This window comes from Paenalcaligenes sp. Me52 (genome assembly GCF_050487965.1).
GTDB lineage: Bacteria > Pseudomonadota > Gammaproteobacteria > Burkholderiales > Burkholderiaceae_B > Paenalcaligenes.
This window is the reverse complement of sequence record NZ_JBKQFO010000001.1, coordinates 401,541-425,065: the sequence shown is the minus strand read 5'-3', so window position 1 is coordinate 425,065 and position 23,525 is coordinate 401,541. Positions and strand designations below refer to the sequence as shown.

Genomic DNA, 23,525 nt, shown 5'->3' with positions numbered 1-23,525 from the left:
TGAAAAAAGAAAAAGGACCATCATGACAACCATTACGCCAACCGAAGCCCTAGTGCGCTGCATTGAGCACCGTGAAATTTTCCACGATGAAATGCTGCACCTAATGCGTATGTTGATGCGTGGCGAAATGCCTGCGCCATTAGCTGCGGCACTGCTAATAGGGTTGCGAGTCAAAAAAGAAACCATAGGCGAAATTACCGCCGCGGCTCAGGTCATGCGTGAGTTTTCCACCCCCGTTGTCGTACCGGACACATCCGACTTACTGGATATGTGCGGCACCGGAGGAGACAGCAGCAATACCTTCAATATCTCTACGGCCTCTATGTTTGTGGCCGCTGCCGCTGGCGTCAAAATCGCCAAACACGGCAACCGCAGTGCCTCTAGCTCGTCTGGTAGCGCTGATGTATTGGAAGCCTTGGGCGCAAACCTAAGCCTGAACCCTGAGCAGGTCGCCGAGTGTATTGAGCAAATTGGCATAGGCTTCATGTTTGCCCCTGCTCACCACGGTGCCATGAAAAACGTTGCCGCCGTACGTAAAGAACTAGGCGTGCGCACCATTTTCAACATTTTGGGACCACTTACCAACCCAGCGAATGCCGCCAACCAATTAATGGGTGTATTCCACCCTGACTTGGTAGGTATTCAAGTACGCGCTATGCAGCGTTTGGGTTCCAAACACGTACTGATCGTACATGGTATGGACGGCATGGACGAAGCCTCATTGGGCGCAAGCACCTTGGTAGGCGAATTGAAAGACGACGAAGTGCGCGAATACCAAATTCACCCCGAAGACTTCGGTTTGAGCATGGTGTCCAACCGTTCTATCAAAGTGAACAACAGCGAAGAATCTCGCGACATGATCCACCAGGCACTGGATAACCAAGCCGGCCCTGCGCGTGACATCGTGATGTTCAATGCTGGTTTAGCCATTTATGCCGGTAACGGTGCCAGCAGCATCAAAGCTGGTTTAGAAAAAGCGTCCGACATGCTGGCTAGCGGTGCCGCCCGCGACAAACTGGAAGAATTCTGTCGCTATACCAAACGCTTTATTTAAGCAGCTACGACCAAGGCATGGTCGCCATATAATGGCGGCTCATGCTATCGTAGCCCTACATTTTCTTAATGACGTCAACCACCTGACGAATTACGCTGAACGCCATGAACGATATTCTCGCCAAAATCCTAGAAACTAAAAAAGCAGAAGTTGCCACGGCCCGCCAGTTGCGCAGTGAAGCTGAAGTCCTGCGCGAAGCCAAAAACCGCAAAGACCTACGTGGTTTTGCCCGTGCTTTGCACGACAAAAATGCGGATGGTAAATCTGCTGTGATTGCAGAAATCAAAAAAGCCTCGCCCTCCAAAGGCGTCATTCGCGAAGATTTTCAACCGGCTGAGATTGCTAGCTCCTACGCTGCTCATGGTGCAGCTTGCCTGTCCGTACTGACTGATGTGCAGTACTTCCAAGGCGGTTACGACTACCTACGCCAAGCACGTGCAGCCTGCGCATTACCTGTACTGCGCAAAGACTTTATTGTGGATGCCTATCAGGTGATTCACTCCCGTGCCATTGGCGCTGACTGCATCTTGCTGATCGTCGCCGCCTTGTCGCCTAGCCAACTGAAAGAATATGAAGCCTTGGCGATGGAATTAGGCATGGACGTACTCGTAGAAGTACACGGCCGCGACGAACTGGACATCGCCCTAGAGCTGAAAACCAATTTGCTGGGCATCAACAACCGCGACTTGCGCAGCTTTGATGTATCGCTGGATAACACTCTATCCCTGTTGAAAGATATCCCTAGCGACAAACTGGTGATTACTGAAAGCGGCATTCTGACCCGTGACGACGTTGCGATCATGCGCGACCACAACGTAAACGCTTTCTTGGTAGGCGAAGCCTTTATGCGCCAGCCTGACCCCGGTGTAGCACTAGAAGAATTGTTTTTCGCCGCCTAAGACATCATTTATGCAGCCATCCAATACCTTACAGCAAAGCCTACTGGCACAACTTCCCCACCTACACGCCGATTGGCAAGGTGTGATGGCAGAACCCGCCATTCGACAAAAACTGCAAGCGTTGGATGACTGGCTAATGCCCCAAGTCGCGGCAGGTACCACTATTTACCCCAAACACCCGTTCAAAGCGCTAGAACTTAGCGCTCCCGAGCAGGTAAAAGTCATTATTCTGGGGCAAGACCCCTACCACGGCCCAGAACAAGCACAAGGTCTGTCTTTCTCGGTTCCCGACCACGTACGCACGCCTCCAAGCCTGCGCAACATGTTCAAAGAACTGCACGCCGAATACCCCGACGTCGCCTCTACGCCCACCAACGATCTAAGTCATTGGGCATGGCAGGGTGTACTGCTGTTGAACACGTCGTTAACCGTAGAGGACGGCAAAGCAGCTTCTCACGCCAAACAAGGCTGGGAAGACATTACCGATGCACTGCTGCTGCACTTGCTGAACTTTGAGACCCCAAAAGTCTTCCTGCTGTGGGGTAACCATGCCCAAGCCAAAGTGCCTCTGATTAAGCGACACGCCCACAAGGGGCCTATAGAGATACTCTGCTCTAACCACCCTTCCCCTCTGTCAGCCTTACGTCCACCCGTACCATTTATGGGGAATGGGCATTTCCGTAAGACCAATGAATGGTTGGTGAGTCAGAATCACGAGCCTATTAACTGGCTGTCCTAAGGTGGTTTATCGGGGCATGAATGTCAGGGTTCGATACTGAGGCACGGCTTTCATCGCACACGCCAGCTAGTGCAGGCAGTCTTAGATCAGCGTAATGCTGCATCCATCGCACGCGCCGGGAACTGCAGGAATACTTTTTGTGATTTGAGACACCAAATCAAAAAAGTTTCCTCTCCGTCCCCTGATGCTTCTAGCTGTTGCTAGGTTTACTGCCCGTTCTTATGTAGCTCATACCTAAAAAAACATGCTGGTAAACCACGCCTAAACATCGTGCATTTACCAGCAATAGCTACCAAGCAGAATTAACCAGCCTACTTACTGATTTGTAAATTTGGCAATTTGCGCCGCATCCAAACCTAACACATCACGCAATACCTCTTCGGTATGCTCACCCAGCATAGGTGGCGCATTGCGGTATTCCACGGGTGTATCAGACAAACGGATGGGGCTACCCACCAAGGTTGCCTGACCCGCAGTAGGGTGAGGCATACTGATTTTCATGCCACGTGCCAATACCTGCGGATTGTTGTGCACTTGATCCAAGGTGTTGATTGGGCCCGCTGGCACACCTGCGGCTTCCAGTTGTTCTAACCACGTTGCGCAAGAACGTGTCAGCATGATTTCCGCTAAGTCGGGAATCAGTGCTTCACGGTTCATCACACGCTGTGGGTTAGTCAGGAAGCGTGGATCTTCGGCCAGTTCGGTGCATTCGGCCACACGGCAGAAGTTACGGAATTGGCTGTCGTTGCCTACGGCCACAATAATGTGGCCATCGCTGGTCGCAAATACTTGGTAGGGCACCAAGTTAGGGTGTGCGTTACCGGCTCGCTGTGGTGCTTTGCCAGAGGTGAGGTAGTTCATGTTTTGGTTGGCCATCATGGCGACTTGGCAATCCAACAATGCCATGTCTACATGCTGCCCCAAACCCGAACGATCACGCTCACGCAACGCCGCCAAGATGCCTACTGTGGCGTACATACCGGTCATCAAATCGGCTACAGCTACACCCGCTTTTTGTGGACCACCACCAGGTAGGTCGTCTTTTTCACCTGTTACGCTCATCAAACCACCCATGGCTTGAATCATGAAGTCGTAACCAGGGCGTGGTGCATACGGGCCGGTTTGACCAAAGCCTGTTACTGAGCAATAAATCAAACGTGGGTTGATGGCTTTCAGTGAGGCGTAATCAAGACCGTATTTAGCCAAGCCCCCTACTTTGAAGTTTTCCACCACGATATCAGAACGCAATGCCAAATCACGTATTAGCTCTGCACCTTCAGGTGTGGCCATGTCTACGGTGACTGATTTCTTGTTGCGGTTAGCAGCCATGTAGTACGCCGCTTCGCTAGTGTTGTTACCAGCTTCATCACGCAGGTACGGAGGCCCCCAACCGCGAGTATCGTCACCCGAACCAGGGCGTTCAATCTTGATAACTTCGGCACCCAAATCAGCCAAGTTCTGGGTACACCACGGCCCGGCCAAAACACGGGTCAAATCCAATACACGGATCCCAGCTAACGGAGCTAAGCGAGTAGACATAAGGGGTAAACCACCTACCAAAAATAAGGGGAAGTAGAGACATACGTTAGCATCAATGCTCGCCACACTTCTTTATTTTTTGACACATCATTGTGCAAATAGCGCTCAGGATTCTCGCGCCATCCCCCTGTAAGCACACGAAAAACAACACCTTTTACAGCACCCTAGGGTAAACCCTTGCATACTGACTAGGGTAAACCCTATAATTGATTCATCTACTCAGAAATGAAGAAGAGACGTACATGATTCCTGCAATGTCTTACCTATACAGCCAGCGCTGGAATGATGTACAGCCTGGATACGCAGCAAAACTGCAGCACATTTCTACACCCACCCATTACGTAGAGAGATCCACCATGAAAAAACTATTGATTGCACTGAAACGTATTATCAAAGACGCACGCGTTCAAGCCGCTCAAGACACCATCTTGTAAAACCTGAGGCTGTATAGCCTACCGAATTCCGTACCCTTGATTGAGGACTATTTGCCATGAAAACTGCACTGCATACATTGAAACGTTGTTCCTACGGCGCTGTTCATATGCTGTGGACGTTGGCAGATACTATTCATGAAGCCCGTATGCGTGACCCACGCTACCGCTCTCATTGGTACTAATGCCTTACGATACCTGCGGTTATCGGCAGTAATGTAGTTACCGCAAATTGCATCACTTCGCTTAGATCCCAAATCGATCTCCCTTCGATTTGGGATTTTTTTATGCCCCGCTGAAGGAGGCTGCGTTACGCACTGCCGGGTTTGGTGAGCAAGTCTTTAAGACGACCCAAACGTTCTTTGGGGCTTAAGGCTTTGTCTTCTGGACTTTCTTCAGGCACAGCCTCCAACCCCATTTCCTCAATAAAACGGGATTTCTCGCGTACCACGTATTCTCGTGCTCTACGACGACGTTTACACCAACTCAAACGCAAACTACGCTGAGCACGCGTAATACCTACGTACATCAGCCTACGCTCTTCTTGTACGCGGTTAGCCAGCACCTCGTGTTCGTCACCCACGATATCTTCGTCTTCGCGCCCTAAGTGAGGCAGTAAGCCTTCTTCTACCCCTATGAGCAGCACGTGTGGGTATTCCAAACCTTTGGATGCATGCAAGGTAGACAGTCGTACTGCATCGGGTTCTTCGTCGTCTTCGCCACGCTCTAGCATGGTGATTAATGCCACATGCTGCACCAGTTCGCGCAGCCCCATGCCATCTTCATCAGCTTTGCGTTTTAGCCAACTTATAAGCTCTAAGACGTTAGTCCACCGCAATTGCGCGGGACGCTCATCAAACATGTCATACAGATAACGTTCGTAGTCGATGGCATGCAGTAATTCGTCTAGCAACTCACCAGCATCTGCACCCGCTTGCTCTGACCTGTCTCGTATGCGTTGAATAAAGTCGGCAAAGGTGCGCAAAGGCTGCAATTGGCGCTCAGCCAAACGGTCGGTAAGCCCTATTTCAAAAACAGCTTCATATAAGGACTGACCACTACTTGCAGCATACTCACCCAAACTCTGTAAGGTGGTTTGACCTATACCGCGCCTAGGGGTAGTGGCTGCACGTATAAAGGCAGGATCATCTTGGTCATTCGCGATAATACGTAGGTACGCCAAAATATCGCGAATTTCAGCTTTATCAAAAAAGCTTTGCCCACCAGCAATCACATAGGGAATACGCATGTCACGCAGCGTTTGTTCCAAGATTCTGGCCTGGTGATTACTACGGTACAAAATAGCAAAATCTTTCCACTGCGCTTTACGATCAAAACGATCGGCTGAAATCGTAACTCCCGCCCATTGGGCTTCGGCCAACTCGTTCTCGGACGCTTTGATAGAAATGCTTTCGCCTATGCCCAAGTCTGACCACAGCTTTTTACCGAACACCACAGGATTGTGGCCAATCACATTATTGGCAGCAGTCAAAATGCGCTGCACGGACCGGTAATTTTGCTCTAGTTTGATCAACCGTAAGTTTGGAAAGTCTACACCCAGGCGTTCTAAGTTTTCTACGGTAGCTCCGCGCCACGCATAAATAGCTTGATCATCATCCCCCACTGCCGTCAGCATGCCTCTAGACCCAATCAGGCTAAGCAAGAACTGATACTGGCACTGGTTGGTATCTTGGTATTCGTCCACCAGCAAATAATGCACCCTAGCCTGCCAACGCTGGCGTACTTCTTCGTGCTCTAGCAAGATTTGCGCGGGTAGCCGTACTAGGTCATCAAAGTCTACTGCTTGGTATGCTGCCAACGTGGCACAGTAATCCCGGTACACGCGTGCAGCTTCTACCTGACTAGGCGTACTGGCGCTACGCTCGGCAGCATCTGGCCCCAAGAGCGCATTTTTCCACAAGGAAATTTCTTGTTGTACGGCGCGTAAACGGCCTTTATCGGTGGTCGCTAATAACTCTTGAATCACACCTAGAGAATCGTTGGAATCCATAATGGAGAAGCTGGTTTTCAGCCCTATACATTTGGATTCTTCACGCAAAAACTTTAGCCCCAACGAGTGGAACGTACTCACAGTAATACCGCGCATCAAGCGCTTATCTACAATCTGTTCCAAACGTTCGCGCATTTCTCGCGCTGCTTTATTGGTAAAGGTGAGCGCCACCACATTACGCCCACTGTAGCCACAGTCACGTAATAAATACGCCATTTTTTGGGTAATTACACGTGTTTTACCACTGCCTGCACCAGCCAATACCAATGCAGGCCCATCCAAATACAGCACGGCCTCGCGCTGTTCAGCATTTAAATCCGTGGGTACTTGATTGCTCACGGTCATAGGGTTCTATCCTTAAATCTCCAAGGGGTCTACTTCTAGTACCCAACGTACCCGATACTCTTTAGCCAATGGCGTCAATACATGGCGCCAGTGACGTAAAAACTGCTGCAACGCTGGACGATGCTGACTTTCGGCCAGCAACTGCGCCCGCTCGCTATTGGCAACTCGCACAATACGCAACGGCACAGGATCATACAACTGCACGTGCTGTATGCCTGTTAAGGTTTGCGCCTGCTCTTTGGCTACCGTCAAAAAACTTAATACACGCGCCAATTCTGGTGCGTCTGCGGTCAACAATGCTTGGTACGAATACGGCGGTAACCCTACCGTTTTACGCTCTTCTAATGTGACACGCGCAAAGCCCACATAATCTTGCCTCAACAACGACTGATACACCACTTGTTCTGGATAACCAGTTTGTATCAGCACGCGCGCACCAGCCGTATGTCGACCAGCCCTACCCGCCACCTGCATTAATTGTGCAAAGAGACGCTCTGGTGCTCGGAAATCTTGGGCAAACAATTGCGAGTCGGCATTTAGCACCACCACCAAGCCTAAATTGGCAAAGTCGTGCCCCTTAGACACCATTTGCGTACCTACCAAGATATCCACATTGCCAGCATGAACTTCAGAAAACAGCTTTTCGGCGCTGCCTTTTAATCTAGTACTGTCGGCATCAATGCGCATGACCCGTGCGCCGGTGAAATGCTCAGCCAAGAATTCTTCCACACGCTGTGTGCCACGACCCATGGCTTTAAGGTCTTGGTCACGACAATCAGGACAAAAACGCGGTACGGCAGCTTGATAGCCACAGTGGTGACACTGTAAATAGGTTCTGCCGCCCTTACTACGGTGCAGCACCGTATAGGCACTACAACGCTTGCACTGGCTTAACCAGCCGCATGAGCTGCAACTTAACACTGGCGCATAACCGCGCCTATTCAGAAACACCAATACCTGCTGCTTATTATCTAAGCAGCTTTGCATGGCATCCAAGAACTGCGGTGAAAAGCCCTCTTCCAGTTGAGCCCGGCGAGTATCTACCAACCGTATTTCTGGCAATGACTGAGTACGCGCACGCTGTGTTAACGAACACAGTTGATAACGGCCTTCTTTGGCATGCGCCCAGCTTTCCATTGATGGCGTAGCAGAACCTAGTACCACCGGTACTTGTGCCGCATGACCGCGCCACACAGCGAGGTCACGCGCTGAGTACCGTAGCCCCTCTTGTTGCTTGTACGAGGTGTCGTGTTCTTCGTCTACGATGATCAGCCCTAGCTCTTCTAGTGGCGCAAAGATAGACAAACGAGTGCCCAATAGCACGCGGGCTTCACCTTGCTCCAACGACATCCAAGAACGCAAACGCTCACCCTCAGACAAACCGCTGTGCAACACCGCTACGTCGTAGGCTTGACCATCTTTTTGCAGCCTACGCCTCAAGGCTTGCTCAAACTGTGGTGTCAGATTGATCTCTGGCACCATAAATAAGACTTGCTTGCCCTGCTCTAATACCTTCAGAGCAGCGGCTAAATACACTTCAGTTTTGCCACTACCGGTAATACCGTGCAGCAATACCGTTTGGTGCCCTTCGACGGATTGAATGTGCTGCACAGCCTGTTGCTGCTCCGCATTCAACACTATAGTTTCTTGCTCGTTTGGCAGCGCTTTAGCAGCGGCTTTACGACGTTTACGTAAACGCGCTACTGGCCCACCCGCAGCGCGCTTACCGGTATAGGCCGCTGGTTTACGTAAACTCAGCGGCAACACCGGTAGCAATACCTCGCCTACTGGTCGCTGGTAATAGCTGGCAGCAAAATGCGCCATCTGCAAACTGGCGGCACTTAATGGCGCAGTATCATCCAGCAGCATATCAATGGCTTTAACCTGCTTAGCCTCAAACACCGGTTGCTCAGGTGTTTCTACCACCACCCCCACCATCTGACGTCGCCCAAAGTGCACCAACACTCTGCTGCCCACCGCCACTGCCGTGTCATGGTAGTAATCAAACAAATCATCCAGCGGCACATCCAAGGCTACCCGTAACCAGTATTTGGCTGTAGATTCAACACTCAAGGTAGGCTCTGCAGATGCAGGAGTTGGATTATGCATAATGACTCGCACTGGTCAATAAGACATCTAGCATGTACTTAGCACCAGCCTGTGGATAACTTTGGGGAAAAAACACCAGAAACTGTGGGGATTGATGTGGACAACCTACTGTAAAAATAAACAGTCCCTGTTGAAAAGAAAGTATATTTCTTTAAATTCAATAACTTGCAAAACAAACCGAAGACTTATGATGAATAACGACTTCTAAGTCAGCTATTTTGTAAAACTGTGTACAACCACAGTATGTCAATCGTGAAAAAGGGCCCAAAGGCCCTTATTTACTTACTTGTGCATGGCTGCACTGTAACTATGTACCTCGTCTACCAACACTTTAACCATATCAGGATCTGTGAAGCGAGAGATCCCGTGGCCAAAGTTAAAGACGTGGCCACCTTTACCTACCACACCATAGTCATCAATAACTCGGCGTACTTCGCGACGAATGGCTTCTTCGCCACCAAACATGGTCATAGGATCCAAGTTACCTTGGAATGCTACTTTGTCTTGAATACGCTGACGTGCTTTAGAAAGGTTCACTGTCCAATCTAAACCCATGGCGTCACAGCCACAATCAGCGATAGTTTCCAACCATTGGCCACCACCTTTGGTAAACACGATCACAGGTACTTTTCTACCATCATGCTCGCGAATCAGGCCATCTACCACCATTTTGGTGTACTGCAGGGAGAACTCTTGGAATAAGCCATCGGCCAACACACCGCCCCAGCTATCAAAAATCATCGCGGCTTGTGCACCAGAACGAATTTGCTGGTTTAGGTATTCAATGGTGGTTTCTGCGTTGATTTTCAAAATACGGTGCAAAAGATCAGGTCGCGCGTACAGCATGCTTTTGATCATGCGGTAATCAGACGAGCCTTGACCTTCAACCATGTAGCAGCCAATAGTCCATGGGCTGCCAGCAAAACCAATCAGTGGTACACGACCATCTAATTCTTGGCGGATTAGCTCAACCGCATCAAACACGTACTGCAGTTTTGCCATATCAGGCACATGCAGTTTATCTACGTCGGCTTCAGTACGAATAGGCGATGCAAAACGTGGGCCTTCGCCTTCGTAAAAGCCCAAACCCAAACCCATTGCATCGGGTACGGTCAAAATATCGGAAAACAGAATTGCCGCATCCAGATCAAAACGGCGCAATGGCTGCAATGTGACCTCACACGCATACTCCCGATTTTGAGCTAGCCCCATAAAAGAACCGGCCTCAGCACGAGTTGCCCGGTATTCTGGCAAATAACGACCTGCCTGGCGCATTAGCCAAACAGGGGTATATGGCACAGGCTCACGTAGCAATGAACGCAACAGAATATCGTTTTTAAGTTGTGGTAAAGACACAGCAATCCCTATAAGAAAAATGCCCGACAATTTTAGCTGTCGGTGTGTACTGGGGGCCCTGATGGGCTTCTAAAGCCTTCCGCCTTGATATCATGCTTACGCATCAGCGCCCAAAATGCACGTCGGTGCTTCTGCACTGAACGCGCCGCCATGGCTATATTGCCGGCACTACGCCCTAATGCTGCTCGTATATACGCTTGTTCAAACCGCGAAACCACAATATTTTTGGCATCCTGAAAGGATTCTCGCGATGTGGCATATCGTGTAGCAACTGCTGCGGCATAGGCTTCAAGGGTGGCCCCGCTCTGCTGCAATATGGTAGCGCATAAATGGTCTTCTTCGACACTGTGCCCTGCGCCTACCTTATTGAGATCCACCGCATAATAGGCCGTGGTTGCCTTATCTTGCAAAGCATGGGCCGCCTGTCGCACCCGTTTCAACATATGAATACGTGTGCGTAACTCTTCCAAACACATTGGCGCCCGTAGAAAATCTGCCACACCTAATTTCAACAGATCATTCATGGCTGCCGCCTTCAGATTTTCCACCAAACAAAACAGCGGCGTCTGAAAGCTTTGTTGAGCAAAAAACAGGTTTTGACGTACCAACGCTAAGTTTTGCTGACACACAGAAAGCAAACACGCATCAAAGCGTCGGGCAGGCATAGCTAAGGCTCGCAATAGTTGGGTGGCTTCAGCCTCTTGTGCCAATAACGAATCTTCACGTTGCAGCATCTGCACGCGCAACCTGCCTTGAGCATACTCGCCAACTACAGCACTAGCCCATGCGTGCTGGCCGTCTAACATTAATACTGCACAGTCGATGGGATCCCTCATCGTTTACCTCCGTGAATGACTGCACTTCAAACATGGAGGTACTGTAGTTAAAGCATAAAGCACTCACAATTCGGTGTTTTAACAACTCAGCAACTACTAAGTGCTAAAGCCTGCCTACTTTGCTAGTTACGTGCTCACTCGCGTAGCTCTGCTGGCATCGCTTCACCATCATCCCACGAAGCAGGGTCTTCCAAAGGCTCTAAATGGCTATCTATTTGGATGGGATTCACCACTTCTGCAATACGCTGCTCTATTTCTTCCAGTAAGTCGTGCCCTGTTTGTACCGACCACTTGCCCGGAACCAAAATATGCACTGACATAAAGCGCTGCGCGCCAGAGCGTCGCGTGCGCAAGGCATGATACAAAACACCCTGTGTTTGGTAGCTATCTAAGACTGCCGTAATTTTGGCAATTTCGTCATCAGCGAGGGCGGCATCCATCAACCCATTGATAGAGCGTTTGACCAAGCCCCAACCTGTACGAATAATATGCAGCCCCACGATGATGGCGACCACTGAGTCCACCCATAGCCAGCCAGTCAGCATGACTATGCCCACCCCCACCAATACACCACCGGTAGTCCAGACATCACTGAGAATATGCTGAGCATCAGCCTCTAGCGTTATTGAGTCATGACGACGCGCTGCTGACAGCAGTATGCGGGCCAACACAAAGTTCACTATTGACGCCAGCACCGCTAGCCCCATACCTAAACCGGGCTGTTCTAGCGCTGTTGGATGCAGTAAATGGTCTACTGCCGTCACAATAATCATCAGCGCGGCTACAAGGATCAGCATCCCCTCAGCACCACTGGAAAAATACTCTACTTTTTCGTGCCCGTAGGGGTGCTTTTCATCGGCAGGCTTGGCAGCAATAATCAACACAATCATGGCCAAAATCGCTGCTACCAGATTGACAACAGACTCCAGTGCATCAGACAACAAGCCCACTGAACCTGTTAATAAATAGGCCCCCGATTTCAGGGCAATAGTAATAATTGCCCCCACAATGGAGAGCACTGCAAACCTTACCAATGAAGGCCTTGCCTGTTGCTGTTCTGCCTGTTGCATACCCGCTCCTGCTCTAGCTTGAAGGCTCAAACATCGATTATACGTTAGCCCATTTTCCCTAAAGAGGATGCGAATCAGACGCGAAAACTCTACACTGTCTTACTGCTTATTCACTGCTGTACAACTGCCATGCCTACCCTTTTCTTACTTGAACGCGCACCCACTCCATTGGGCGAAATGTTGGTCGTTACCGACGAACAGGGAAAGCTACGCGCCCTAGATTGGGAAGACTATGCACAACGCTTGCACACCCTGATGCAGCGGCAATATAAGGGTCAGGCCTATACCGTAAAAAACACCGACCAGCGCTCTACCGCAACCCAAGCCGTACTGCGATATTTTGACGGTGATATGCAAGCCATAGAACAGTTGGCCACCAGCACAGGCGGTACCGACTTCCAACGTCAGGTATGGCAAACCCTGTTGACCATTCCTTGTGGACAAACCATTAGCTATGGTGAGTTAGCAGAACGTATTCATAACCCTAAAGCGGTGCGTGCGGTAGGATTAGCCAATGGTGCTAACCCCATCAGTATCGTGATCCCCTGCCACCGCGTGATAGGTAGTAACCAACGTTTAACCGGCTATGGTGGTGGCTTGCCTCGTAAACTCTGGCTGCTGCAACACGAACGCGCCCATACACAGCAAGAAACGGAGTGTGGCCAATTGCCTTTAGTTTTACGCTAAAGGCTCATAGGACTTGTTTATGAAGCTCTGCCATGCGTACTACTACACACCATACCGCACTAATCGCTGAGGCTTGCCGCCAACTGCAAACACTAGACCCTGCCCCGAGTCTGGCGGAATTGGCTGCAGCAGCTGGCCTGAGCCCTTATCACTTTCACCGCGTTTTCAAAGCAGAAACCGGTTTAACCCCCAAAGCCTACGCCGCGGCATGTCGAGCACAACGCTTACGCGCGGCCCTGCAAGATCCTAAGCACAGCGTCACCGATGCCATTTATGAAGCAGGCTTTAATTCCAACAGCCGCTTTTATGAACAGTCGCAGCAATTACTAGGCATGCCAGCCAAACATTACAAAACCGGTGGAACTGGCTCTGATATTCGCTTTGCCTTAGGACAATGTTCTCTAGGGGCAATTGCCGTGGCACAAAGTCAGCATGGTGTGTGTGCCATCCTGTTAGATGACGAGCCAGAAGCCGTACTACAACAACTGCAAGACCTGTTCCCTAAGGCGCAGCTCATTGGTGATGACCCGGATTTCGACAAACTGGTTGCTCACGTTGTGGGGGCTATAGAGCAGCCAAACATAGGCATACATCTGCCTCTAGACATACAAGGCACCGCATTCCAAGAACGGGTGTGGCAAGCATTACGAGACATTCCACCCGGTAGCACTGTCAGCTATAGCGAACTTGCCCACCGCATTGGTGCGCCTAAAGCTGTACGTGCTGTCGCCAATGCCTGCGGAGCAAATAAATTAGCCTTTGCGATTCCTTGTCATCGCGTGGTGCGTAGCAGTGGTGAGTTAGGCGGCTACCGCTGGGGTTTAGCTCGCAAACAACAACTGTTGCAACGCGAGCAGTCAGCCTAATCAACGTAGGAATTTTCATATAAAAAACACCCCAAACGGTGGGCACGGACCCAACCTTGGGGTGTTACAGATACAGAACGAGTGAGTCAAAACCTGCTCTGCATTCACCACAAAAACGCTTAGAAGTGATGTGTCAGACCGACGGCAACACGGTTTGAGTGTGGCTCAGCCGCTGTCACTACATTCTCAGGATCATAGTGTTTGCCATGTGCCGCAAAGGCGTACAAGCTGGTGCGTGGAGACAGTGGGTACACATAACCCAGCGACATCACCTGCATTTTGCGGGCTTTGCTGCCTGTGTCTTCCCATGTCCAGTTAGGCTTACCAAATGCCCATTGCATTTGCACTTCACCACCACCTAGCTCTACTGCTGCACCCAAATACCAGGTATCTAGTCTGCCGCCTTTCACAAACTCCTCTGGGCCTAAGCCGTCCAAGCCAATGCTTTCTAAACTGGCTGGTGCATCTTCGCCATTACGCCCTACAAAACCATTTTGTTGGCGACTCCATGCAGTGGCCAAACGCACACTGCCAAAGTCATAGCTCAATGCCACCTGCAATGCTTGCGGTGCACGCGCTTTATCACCGTCTACGCTCACGCGTTGTAGACGTTCGTAGCTGGTAGCAACCTGCCATGGACCATTTTCATAACGGCCTGCAACGCTATAGACTTGCTTGCGGTTTTTTTCCCAATCACGCTCGCCCACATCGCGGCTATGCGTTACCCCCAACTGGAAACCAGACCACTCAGGGCTGATCCACGTTGCTGCGCTAGAAACCTGATAGTTATCGGATGCACGCATCAAAGCACCCATGCCAAAGTCTTTCCAGCCTGCAATTTCTAGCTCGGACACAAACTCTTGGCCGACTGTGTACTGGCGACCAAAACGCAGCTCGCCCCACTGCTCGTTACTCAACCCCAACCAGGATTGGTAATTGAACAAACGATCAGGTTCTTCTGCTGAACCAGTTAACAGGTTTAAACCGCCTTCCAATCTAAAATTAGCGTAGGTGCCACCACCTAGGTCTTCTTGGCCTCGCAGCCCCCACAGTGAATCAGTTTGGCCACCCTCTTCTAGACCTGTGCGATGACCTTGCCCAGAGATACGCGTCCAGCTCATGCCCGTATCCAACGTACCGTACAAGGACAATTCAGTTTCAGCATGACTAGCTGCGGAATGCAGGGCCAGACCGCCTGCTACCAACATGGCAGCGCAGCTACCCAACACGCGCAGCAAACTGTGACGCCAACTGGTTAATAATGAATGGTGTTCTTGTGCGGTGCGCTGCTGCTGTGGCATTTGCATTAACAAGCTCAACAAGGTGTGCTCTCCCGTTGCTACCACTACAGCCTGTGCTGTACCGGCGATGACTTTGTCACCCATTGCACAACTATCTGGCCACGCTTGCAATACCATGCGCTCTAGCACCAAGTTGTCTTGACTAATGATGCGCACATCGGCGGGAACCCAATCCCCTGCACCCAACAGCACCATATCGCCAGGCACTAACAAGCTAGCAGAGACTTTACCTTGGTAGCTGCCCTCATGACCTGCTACAGGGTTCTGTCTACGCACCATACAGCTTTGTTGTGACATCAGTTTTGCATAGGCTGCCAAGTCTGGAGCACTGCCTTTTTTGACCGTAATACGGTTCAGACCTTGCTTCATTAATCTGTTCAATACTTCTGTAAAAGACAGACCTTGGTGTTGCGTGCCCAACTTTTTTAATACTGTTGTTAATGACAAGTGAGCGTATGTGGAAAGCTGGCAATCGGCTCTACGCACAGTACGCAGTGGCGTAGCGGCGGAACCTGTAAAAAAGGCGGGGGATTGGTATACATGTTGCATGGGTCTGTCCTGCAAGTGATGCGAAAATACGGGGTTATGTGATGACGTAATCATCCGATAACGCGAACTCCCAGTATTTTCGCACCGCCCCCCATGCGCAGCCAGACTGCCTTGGCATAGTACTGGCATCTCTAAGCATCGCTTCGTTATACACAGGTATAGTGCCCGTGTATAACGTGTACTTAAAGCCCTAATATCATGGCGATGCACGCCATGACGGCTAGGTTTTAGCGATGATCATCACTATGGATTTGCAGAGCTTCCAAGAAACGCGACACCATGTTGTAAGTAGCAATAGTGGCGGTTAGCTCAACAATTTCACGCTTGTCAAAATGCGACTTGATGGCGGCAAAAACCGTGTCGTTCACTTGAACATCACGAGTCATGGCATCGGTATAGGCCAGCACCGCACGGGTGCGCTCGTCGAACAAGGTAGAGCTTTGCCATGTTTGCAGCTCGTCTAACTGCGCTTGGCTTACCCCTTCTTTCAGAGCAATAGGCGCATGCTGGTCGGCCTCGTAAGGCGCGTTGTTCAGCACCGCTACCCGCATGATGATCAGCTCGCGCAAATCGCCCGGCAAACTGCTGTTCAAGCGAATACCAGTCAAATGATTCAACCAACCTTTAGCAATGGGTGGGCTATTTAACAGCATTTGATACAAGTGCAGTACGCTACCGCGCTCTGCAATGATCTGCTCAACCAGCGGGCTTACCTCAGGGTCTTGTAAATCGGCGTAATCAATACGGGCCATCCAGAATTCCTCCGTTACTCAAGATTGGACTGGCAAAACCTGATGAATGGTTTGCGTCAACAGTGCAACAATACGACTGATGTCTTCAGCGGTGCAAATAAATGGGGGTGCCAACAAGATATGATCGCCACGTACACCATCAATAGTGCCACCACCGGGGTACATCAACAGCCCTAGCGACTGCGCTACAGACTTCATTTTGGCATGCGTTTTTAGGGCGGGATCCAAAGGTTCTTTGCTTTGCTTGTCGGCGACCAACTCAATACCTGTGAACAAACCACGACCACGGATATCGCCCACATTAGGGTGTGAACCCAACGCAGCACGCAACTCACTACGCAATTGTTCGCCACGGGCACGTACGTTTTCAAGCAAGTTATCGCGCTCGATAACTTTCTGTACCGCTAATGCGCCTGCACACGCAGTGGCATGGCTCATGTAAGTATGACCGTGTTGGAAATACCCAGAACCAGCCAAAATAGCTTGGTAAATTTTTTCACTTGCTAGCATCGCACCTATAGGCTGATACCCAGCACCCAAGCCTTTAGCGATGGTCAAAATATCGGGAGCAACACCATCTTCTGCACATGCAAACAAATGGCCTGTACGCCCCATACCGCACATAACTTCATCAAAAATCAGCAGCACGCCATGACGGTCGCAGACTTCGCGGATTTTCTTCAAGTAGCCATTAACGGGGGGTAATACACCAGCCGTCGCCCCCACTACAGGCTCAGCCACAAAGGCCGCTACATTTTCAGGGCCTAGGTCTTTGATCATGCTGTCTAGTTCATCAGCCAAGCGCTGTGCGTAAGCTTCTTCGCTTTCACCTGCCAATTGGTCGCGGTAGGCATAGCACGGCGATACGTGATGAGACTCAGTAAGCAGCGGCAAGAACGGCGCACGACGCCATGCGTTACCGCCAATACCCAACGCGCCCAGCGTGTTGCCGTGGTAGCTTTGTTTACGGGCAATGAAAATACGGCGTGAAGGCTGATTGGTGTCTACAAAATATTGTCTGGCCAGTTTTAGTGCTGCTTCTACCGCCTCAGAACCGCCCGACACAAAATACACGTGATTCAAATCACCCGGTGCACGTTCAACCAGGAAATCTGCCAAGTCTTCCACAGCATCGTTGGTAAAGAAGGCCGAGTGAGCATACGGCAATGCATCTAGCTGTGTTTTGATCGCCGCCACCACATCGGGATGGCTATGGCCTAGGCACGATACGGCTGCCCCGCCCGACGCATCAATATAACGTTTACCTTCAGCATCAATAAGATGAATACCCTCACCGCGCACAGCACGTGGCAGCTGTGTTTTGGGGTTGCGATGAAACACATGAGTCATAGCGGCTACCTTTAAATTCCTAGTAGGAACTGCACCAATAGAAACAACATTTGTTGAATATGATAAATACAATACAACAAATAAATCAACTCTAGTGCATAATCCAGAAAAACCCTTTTTTCTGTGGCCTCTTTGCCGCAGCGTAGTTGATATATACTTTGCGAATGACGCGTCCACACCTAGCCCCTCCTACGACTTTTGATGATCTGATTCAGCGCTTACAGGCCGAGTTTGCGAGCCTGCCACCGCAATTTCAGGTCGCTGTTCGCTATCTGCTGGATCACCCTGCCGAGGTGCCTGTGGTTTCCATGCGCACCGTTGCTAGCCAAGCTGGTGTACAACCGGCCACGCTGGTTCGTCTAGCTCAGTCATTGGGCTATAGCGGTTGGGCAGGGCTCAAAACGGTGTTTGTGCATTCACTGCCGCAAACGGTAGTGAAAGGCTATGCCGAGCAAGCACAACGCGTGGTACGCAGCAAACGCTCACCCAACAAGCAGCAAAAAATGCTGGATGCACAAATGCTGAACATCCAAGCGTTGGAAAATCTGAATACCGAAAAGCTAGCTGCTGTGACCGACATGATTCACAAAGCCAAGCGTGTGTATGTGGCGGGGTTTAGAGCCTCGTACCCACCCGCATTTGGTTTTCACTATCTATATAGGCTGTTTCGCCCTTCCGTTTACATGTTGCGCAGCGATGCAGGCACATTGGAAATGGAACTACGCAGCCTAGGCCCTCAAGATGTAGTGCTGCTAATTGGCTTTGCGCCCTACTCTCAGGAAATCGTACGGGTCTACGAAGCAGCTAAAGCCGCGGGTAGCCAAATTGTTGCGCTGTGCGACAGTGCTGTTGCCCCCATTGCGCTAGAGGCCAACGGTTTATTGCTGTTCAACACCGAAACCTCGTCGTTCTTCCCCTCAATAACAGCGGCTTCAGCATTGGTAGAAGTGCTGGCTGAGCAATTGTTAGCACGTACCGGCATGCGTGCCGTCAACGATATTGCTAAAGCTGAGCAGCAGTTGCACCACACGGGTGCTTACTGGACTAAGCACTAACTGAAAAGCCACTCTGGGCACTCGCTAACATGGCATGCCCAGTGCATTCTCTACGTATATCACCGTGCCTTGCTGCACCTGCGGCGATAGCGACTCATACCCCGATTAGGCAAATAAATTTGCATACAATTTTCAATGCAAATTTATTTGCCTAATCTTAACAACCATCCCATAATGTAAAAAACGAAGCGCATACTCGCAGTACGCATGTCTATCCCCTTTTTGTCGGGCCTAGAACGATGTCCAGTCTTCACTATTTGCAGATCAGTGGCTCACACCATGAAATAGGTGTGCAACTTGGTCAATTCGGGGCGCAAGCCATCCATCAAAAACTACTGCCCAGCGATACCTGGCAGCAGTTGCGTAAGTGGTTAGGCTCTGCCGAACTACAGCACATGAAAGCGCAGGTGCAAACTCACTTTCCTACTATTTGGGAAGAAATCGAGGGCCTTGCCGTAGGCTTGCAGCTATCCATAGATGAAACCTTTATGTGGAACTGTAGAGGTGACTTGTGGGCCATGGCGCCTGACGGCTGCACCACTGTGCAGCAAGCTACGCCCTCGCATCGACGCATTACTCACAACGAAGATGGTGACCCTAGCTTTTATAGTCACTGTGCGATTGTGCATGCCACACCCACAGAGGATACTGCCTTTGTATCCTTTGCGTACCCTGGCTCTATACCCGGCCACACCTTTGCCACCAACGTGAATCAGTTGGTCATGACGGTGAACAATATACGTTCATTAGATGCCAAGCCTGGTATTCCTCGTATGGTGTTGTGCCGTGCCATTCTGAGCCAGCCCTCGGTAGAAGCCGCCATTCGTTTGCTACGTAGCCATGTGCGCTCAGGGGCGTTTCACCTTAGCTTATGTGATGCGTATAGCAGCATACACAGTGTGGAATTTAATAGGGCCGATGTATCGGTTGAACCCATAGAGCATCTAGGCTTTCACGCTAACCATGCCATTCATGCGGCACAGCGCGATTACCCACAAATCATCACCGGTTCATCGGGCTATCGACAAGTACAAGGCGAACGCTTGCTGCAAGACGCCCGTACCCGACCAAACAGCACGGTGGATGCGCTCGCCATACTGGGCAATCACGAGCACGACACCTACCCTATTTATAGACGTGAAGCGAACGACAGCGACAACGAAAACACCATGGCAACGGCAGACTTCTTATTTGAAGGTCACAACCTCACCTGGTCGGTCTATGACGGCCCTAGTCGTGCACCGTTGTTCTCATTTACTGGCTTACAGCGTAACTAAAACAATATGAGCATTTCTCGCCCCGCCGATCTAGAGGCCCTGCGCCAACTGGCTCACAACATTAGTGATCAAAACAGTTCCGTGCATTTAGGGGAAAAGACGCTGGCCGCGCTGGGCAAAATCTTGTCTCATCCTCAAGAGGCCGCGCTACTGTCCATCACTGAATTGGCCGAGCGACTCTATATCAACCCTTCTTCCCTGACTCGCTTAGTCAAGAAATTAGGATTTAGTGGTTTTGCCGACTTTCAACGTTTGTTGCGAGATCACTTAGCATCACAATCTTCATCGTTTTACAGTGTGCAGGCCACACAACTACTCAAAGCATCGCAGCCACAATCCCCATTACACGCTGACGATGATGCGCTGGCACATGCCACCACCTTAGCCACAGAAGCCTGTCACACTATCCAGCACAGCCTGCAACTGCTGTCTGCCGAAACTATCATCACGGCAGCACAGGAACTCGCACACGCGCCACGTGTACGCATTCACGGCAAACGCCAATACAGTTCGCTGGCACAGTTTTTTTGTTATGGGTTAGGCCTAATCCGTAGTGACGTAGGGTTGTTAGACCCTGCTAACTTGGGTGCGGCTGAGGGGTTGGCACAGCTAGAACCCGGTGATGTGCTGGTCACCGTCAGTGTCTACCCGTATACCCGCGAAGTCATCGCTGTCGCTGAACTGGCAAACGTAGCTGGCATTACGGTGATTGCCCTTACTGACCAAGAGCTATCACCGCTTGCTCGTGTTGCCACACATACCTTTGTGGTGCCATATCGCAGTAACTTCTTCAACAATAGTGTCAGCGCCTATTTTGTGCTCTCGGAAGCCCTGATCAACCAAACGGCACGTCAGTTAGAAAGCACCGCCATTGCTGCATTGGAGAAACGTGAAAAGTATCTGGTTGCGCTACAAATAGAGCAGCCCTGAGGTCTTGCCGCATCACCAGCACCTCAGGGCCCTCTTCTTCACAACAACACCTACTTATTTTTACAAGCTATGTTGGGCAAGGTGATTCGCCAGTTTCACCAGCATTGCATCGCATGCCGCTAACTGCTGCACATGAATGAACTCGTCTGGCTTATGGCCTTGATCCATACTGCCCGGACCGCAGACCACGGTGGGAATACCGGCTTGCTCAAACAACCCACCTTCGGTACCAAATGCCACCGTACCAAAATCATCTGAACCACTGATGAGCGCCAGCAATTGTGCTGCGTTGCTATCAGGCGGAGTGACCAACCCTGGGTAGGCACTGAGTGGCTGCATTTCAATACCCGTATCTGGCTGCACGGCTTGCATAGCAGGCACCAACTCGTTCTGTGCGTACTGCTGCAATTCATCCGCTACGGTTTGTGCATCAAAATCGGGCAACGCACGCACCTCAAAATCGAACTCGCACTCGGCAGGAACAATATTTAAGGCTCTACCACCCTTAATCACACCGGTCTGAATGGTGGAGTACGGCGGGTCAAAACGGGCATCGTGCAGCTCAGGTTGAGCCTGACGTTTACCCATCTCACCCAAACGGGTGATCAATTGTGCAGCGTACTCAATAGCATTCACACCATAAGGTGCATACGCCGAATGGCATGCCGCACCTTTGATGCAGCAACGCATAGCCAGTTTGCCTTTGTGACCCAGCACGGGCTTCATCTCGGTAGGTTCACCGATCAAGCACAGACTGTATTTCAATGGGCGCTTAGCTAGCTCTGCCAACATAGGGCGCACACCCAAACAGCCTATTTCCTCGTCATAGGAAAATGCCAAATGGATGGGTGTTTTTAATTCAGTTTTGACAAACAACGGTACCGCTGCCAGCACAGAGGCAATAAAGCCTTTCATGTCAGCCGTACCGCGTCCGTATAACTTGCTGTCGTGTTCGCTTAACTGAAAAGGGTCTACCGTCCAGTTTTGGCCATCTACGGGCACTACATCTGTGTGCCCAGACAGCACCACCCCGCCCCTGTCTTTAGGGCCGATGGTGGCAAACAAGCTGGCTTTGGTGCCCTCGTCGTTATGGAACAACTCACTCTCTACACCGTGACTCGCCAAGTAGTCACGCACAAAAGTGATGAGCTGCAAGTTGGAATCTCTACTGACCGTCGCAAAGGAGATCAGTTTTTCCAAGATGTCACGGCTAGAGAGATTACTCATCCCCAGGTACCCCGTAGCTAGGTGCTGCTGTAGGGTTCAACGCGCGGGTTAGGTAATCTTGCATTTGCGGCTTGTAGGCATGCCACAGCGCTTCTAACTTATCTATAGGCGCTTCGTCTGCCCAATCCACACGCAGGTCCACCATAGGCCAACTTACATCGCCAGCAATTTTTAGTGCTGCGGAATGTACAGGACCTGCTTCACCACCAGCGGCCATCGCTGCTTGCATGGCAGCAAGCAGTCTATCTGCCAACATGCCGGTGGTGGTTTCAAACGCCTTGGTCATGGCTTCAATCACCGCCTTGCTGGACAGCAGGTTGCCGGCCGCAACACATTGCTGCCCTTCAACGGCGTGATAAATCCCCAATGCTTCACTACCACTGAACAAGGCTGTACGCCCTTGTGCATCCACCACCGTTACTTGGCGATAGTCGTTCCAGTCATCTGTGGTTAACGCCTGTTTCAACGCATCGGCCGCACTCAGCTTGTGCTGCTGCAACTGATCCAACACACGATGCCCCAACGCCGGCAAGGTCACATTTTGAGTGGCTACCACGCCCACCCCAGCACGTACCCATGGGCATCGCGCACCCACGGCAATACTGGAGGAACTAATGGCCACACCCAACTGACCGGTTTCTGCACAACGTCCAATAATAGAGAAGGTCATGGTCTGACTCCTTACTTAGGCTTTGCTGGCTTCCCAACCTTCAGGGATCACAGCGATTACATCAATTTCCATCAACCACTGGGGCTGGCCCAGTGCTACAACTACCAAACCTGTTGAAATGGGGTACACGCCTTTCAGCCATTTGCCCACTTCTTGGTACACCGGCTCGCGGTAGCGCGGGTCGATGATGTAGGTAGTAGTTTTCACAATGTGTGACAGGTCACTGCCGGCTTCTTCCAGCAACTGCTTCACGTTTTTCATCGCTTGCTCGGCTTGCGCAGCAGGATCGCCCAAACCCACCAAGTTACCGTCAAAGTCCGTACCTACTTGGCCACGAACATAAACAGTGTTACCAGCACGTACGGCCTGGCACAGATCGTTGTCCAACGTCTGGTTAGGGTACGTGTCTTTGGTGTTGAACATACGGATACGAGTATGTGTAGGCATTGCGTTATTCCTCATCAATGGAATG

22 protein-coding genes are annotated in these 23,525 nt (G+C 50.8%); 10 read left to right on the top strand and 12 right to left on the bottom strand.

The window, feature by feature from the left end:
- The first annotated feature begins 22 nt into the window (after positions 1-22).
- The 3 genes from trpD (at position 23) to ACLO87_RS01940 (ending at position 2,692) form a co-directional block, all read left to right on the top strand.
- Positions 23-1,054: an anthranilate phosphoribosyltransferase gene (gene trpD, locus ACLO87_RS01950; protein WP_430222654.1), complete on the top strand. Its 1,032-nt coding sequence runs from the start codon at positions 23-25 to the stop codon at positions 1,052-1,054.
- A 104-nt stretch (positions 1,055-1,158) separates the two neighbouring features.
- Complete coding sequence (trpC, locus tag ACLO87_RS01945) at positions 1,159-1,953, top strand: indole-3-glycerol phosphate synthase TrpC (protein ID WP_430222653.1); 795 nt, start codon at positions 1,159-1,161, stop codon at positions 1,951-1,953.
- A 10-nt stretch (positions 1,954-1,963) separates the two neighbouring features.
- Positions 1,964-2,692, top strand: coding sequence for a uracil-DNA glycosylase (locus ACLO87_RS01940; protein WP_430222652.1), 729 nt, complete (start codon positions 1,964-1,966; stop codon positions 2,690-2,692).
- A 315-nt stretch (positions 2,693-3,007) separates the two neighbouring features.
- Here the strand turns inward: ACLO87_RS01940 and ACLO87_RS01935 are convergent, their stop codons facing one another.
- On the bottom strand, positions 3,008-4,231 hold the full coding sequence (locus tag ACLO87_RS01935) for a CaiB/BaiF CoA transferase family protein (protein ID WP_135864978.1): 1,224 nt from the start codon (positions 4,229-4,231) through the stop codon (positions 3,008-3,010).
- A gap of 242 nt (positions 4,232-4,473) precedes the next feature.
- Between ACLO87_RS01935 and ACLO87_RS01930 the strand changes: the two genes are divergently transcribed.
- Together ACLO87_RS01930 and ACLO87_RS01925 are read left to right on the top strand one after the other, a co-directional pair.
- Positions 4,474-4,665, top strand: a complete 192-nt coding sequence (locus ACLO87_RS01930) for a hypothetical protein (protein WP_135864979.1) — start codon at positions 4,474-4,476, stop codon at positions 4,663-4,665.
- Positions 4,666-4,721: 56 nt separating this feature from the next.
- Complete coding sequence (locus ACLO87_RS01925; RefSeq protein WP_430220988.1) at positions 4,722-4,847, top strand: hypothetical protein; 126 nt, start codon at positions 4,722-4,724, stop codon at positions 4,845-4,847.
- Between the two features lie 125 nt (positions 4,848-4,972).
- On the opposite strand, the gene ACLO87_RS01920 is transcribed toward ACLO87_RS01925, so the two are convergent.
- The 5 genes from ACLO87_RS01920 to ACLO87_RS01900 all read right to left on the bottom strand — a co-directional run bounded on the left by ACLO87_RS01920 (position 4,973) and on the right by ACLO87_RS01900 (position 12,389).
- The gene (locus tag ACLO87_RS01920; RefSeq protein WP_430222651.1) at positions 4,973-7,018 is read right to left on the bottom strand and encodes a UvrD-helicase domain-containing protein; all 2,046 of its coding nucleotides are present in this window, start codon (positions 7,016-7,018) and stop codon (positions 4,973-4,975) included.
- 12 nt (positions 7,019-7,030) lie between these two features.
- Complete coding sequence (locus ACLO87_RS01915) at positions 7,031-9,127, bottom strand: primosomal protein N' (RefSeq protein WP_430222650.1); 2,097 nt, start codon at positions 9,125-9,127, stop codon at positions 7,031-7,033.
- Between the two features lie 282 nt (positions 9,128-9,409).
- Positions 9,410-10,483 carry a uroporphyrinogen decarboxylase gene (gene hemE, locus ACLO87_RS01910; protein ID WP_135864985.1) on the bottom strand — a complete coding sequence of 358 codons (1,074 nt, stop codon included), beginning with the start codon at positions 10,481-10,483 and terminating at the stop codon, positions 9,410-9,412.
- Between the two features lie 32 nt (positions 10,484-10,515).
- A complete protein-coding gene (locus tag ACLO87_RS01905) occupies positions 10,516-11,319 on the bottom strand; it encodes a hypothetical protein (protein WP_430222649.1) in 804 nt (267 codons plus the stop codon).
- Positions 11,320-11,453: 134 nt separating this feature from the next.
- On the bottom strand, positions 11,454-12,389 hold the full coding sequence (locus ACLO87_RS01900) for a cation diffusion facilitator family transporter (RefSeq protein ID WP_135864987.1): 936 nt from the start codon (positions 12,387-12,389) through the stop codon (positions 11,454-11,456).
- Between the two features lie 129 nt (positions 12,390-12,518).
- On the opposite strand from ACLO87_RS01900, the gene ogt reads away from it, so the two are divergent.
- Positions 12,519-13,076, top strand: coding sequence for a methylated-DNA--[protein]-cysteine S-methyltransferase (gene ogt / locus ACLO87_RS01895; RefSeq protein ID WP_135864989.1), 558 nt, complete (start codon positions 12,519-12,521; stop codon positions 13,074-13,076).
- A 32-nt stretch (positions 13,077-13,108) separates the two neighbouring features.
- Positions 13,109-13,942: a bifunctional DNA-binding transcriptional regulator/O6-methylguanine-DNA methyltransferase Ada gene (ada, locus tag ACLO87_RS01890; protein WP_430222647.1), complete on the top strand. Its 834-nt coding sequence runs from the start codon at positions 13,109-13,111 to the stop codon at positions 13,940-13,942.
- Between the two features lie 119 nt (positions 13,943-14,061).
- Here the strand turns inward: ada and ACLO87_RS01885 are convergent, their stop codons facing one another.
- From ACLO87_RS01885 to ACLO87_RS01875, 3 genes are all read right to left on the bottom strand, one after another.
- Positions 14,062-15,792, bottom strand: a complete 1,731-nt coding sequence (locus ACLO87_RS01885) for a porin (RefSeq protein ID WP_430222646.1) — start codon at positions 15,790-15,792, stop codon at positions 14,062-14,064.
- 227 nt (positions 15,793-16,019) lie between these two features.
- Positions 16,020-16,544: a carboxymuconolactone decarboxylase family protein gene (locus ACLO87_RS01880; RefSeq protein ID WP_430222645.1), complete on the bottom strand. Its 525-nt coding sequence runs from the start codon at positions 16,542-16,544 to the stop codon at positions 16,020-16,022.
- A gap of 18 nt (positions 16,545-16,562) precedes the next feature.
- Positions 16,563-17,894 carry an aspartate aminotransferase family protein gene (locus ACLO87_RS01875; RefSeq protein WP_430222644.1) on the bottom strand — a complete coding sequence of 444 codons (1,332 nt, stop codon included), beginning with the start codon at positions 17,892-17,894 and terminating at the stop codon, positions 16,563-16,565.
- 164 nt (positions 17,895-18,058) lie between these two features.
- On the opposite strand from ACLO87_RS01875, the gene ACLO87_RS01870 reads away from it, so the two are divergent.
- The 3 genes from ACLO87_RS01870 to ACLO87_RS01860 all read left to right on the top strand — a co-directional run bounded on the left by ACLO87_RS01870 (position 18,059) and on the right by ACLO87_RS01860 (position 21,156).
- Positions 18,059-18,949 carry a MurR/RpiR family transcriptional regulator gene (locus tag ACLO87_RS01870; protein ID WP_135866636.1) on the top strand — a complete coding sequence of 297 codons (891 nt, stop codon included), beginning with the start codon at positions 18,059-18,061 and terminating at the stop codon, positions 18,947-18,949.
- Positions 18,950-19,188: 239 nt separating this feature from the next.
- Entirely contained in the window at positions 19,189-20,226 is a 1,038-nt protein-coding gene (locus ACLO87_RS01865) for a C45 family autoproteolytic acyltransferase/hydolase (protein ID WP_430222643.1), read from the top strand.
- 6 nt (positions 20,227-20,232) lie between these two features.
- Complete coding sequence (locus tag ACLO87_RS01860; RefSeq protein ID WP_430222642.1) at positions 20,233-21,156, top strand: MurR/RpiR family transcriptional regulator; 924 nt, start codon at positions 20,233-20,235, stop codon at positions 21,154-21,156.
- 60 nt (positions 21,157-21,216) lie between these two features.
- Here the strand turns inward: ACLO87_RS01860 and argE are convergent, their stop codons facing one another.
- Genes argE through ACLO87_RS01845 form a run of 3 tightly spaced genes read right to left on the bottom strand, consistent with a single transcriptional unit; the run spans position 21,217 to position 23,500 of the window.
- The gene (gene argE, locus ACLO87_RS01855) at positions 21,217-22,383 is read right to left on the bottom strand and encodes an acetylornithine deacetylase (RefSeq protein ID WP_430222641.1); all 1,167 of its coding nucleotides are present in this window, start codon (positions 22,381-22,383) and stop codon (positions 21,217-21,219) included.
- Complete coding sequence (locus ACLO87_RS01850; protein WP_430222640.1) at positions 22,376-23,053, bottom strand: DUF1028 domain-containing protein; 678 nt, start codon at positions 23,051-23,053, stop codon at positions 22,376-22,378. The genes argE and ACLO87_RS01850 overlap by 8 nt, the downstream gene beginning before the upstream one ends.
- Positions 23,054-23,068: 15 nt before the next feature.
- Positions 23,069-23,500 (bottom strand): RidA family protein, encoded by a 432-nt coding sequence (locus ACLO87_RS01845; protein ID WP_135861965.1) that lies wholly within the window; start codon positions 23,498-23,500, stop codon positions 23,069-23,071.
- Between the last annotated feature and the right edge of the window lie 25 nt (positions 23,501-23,525).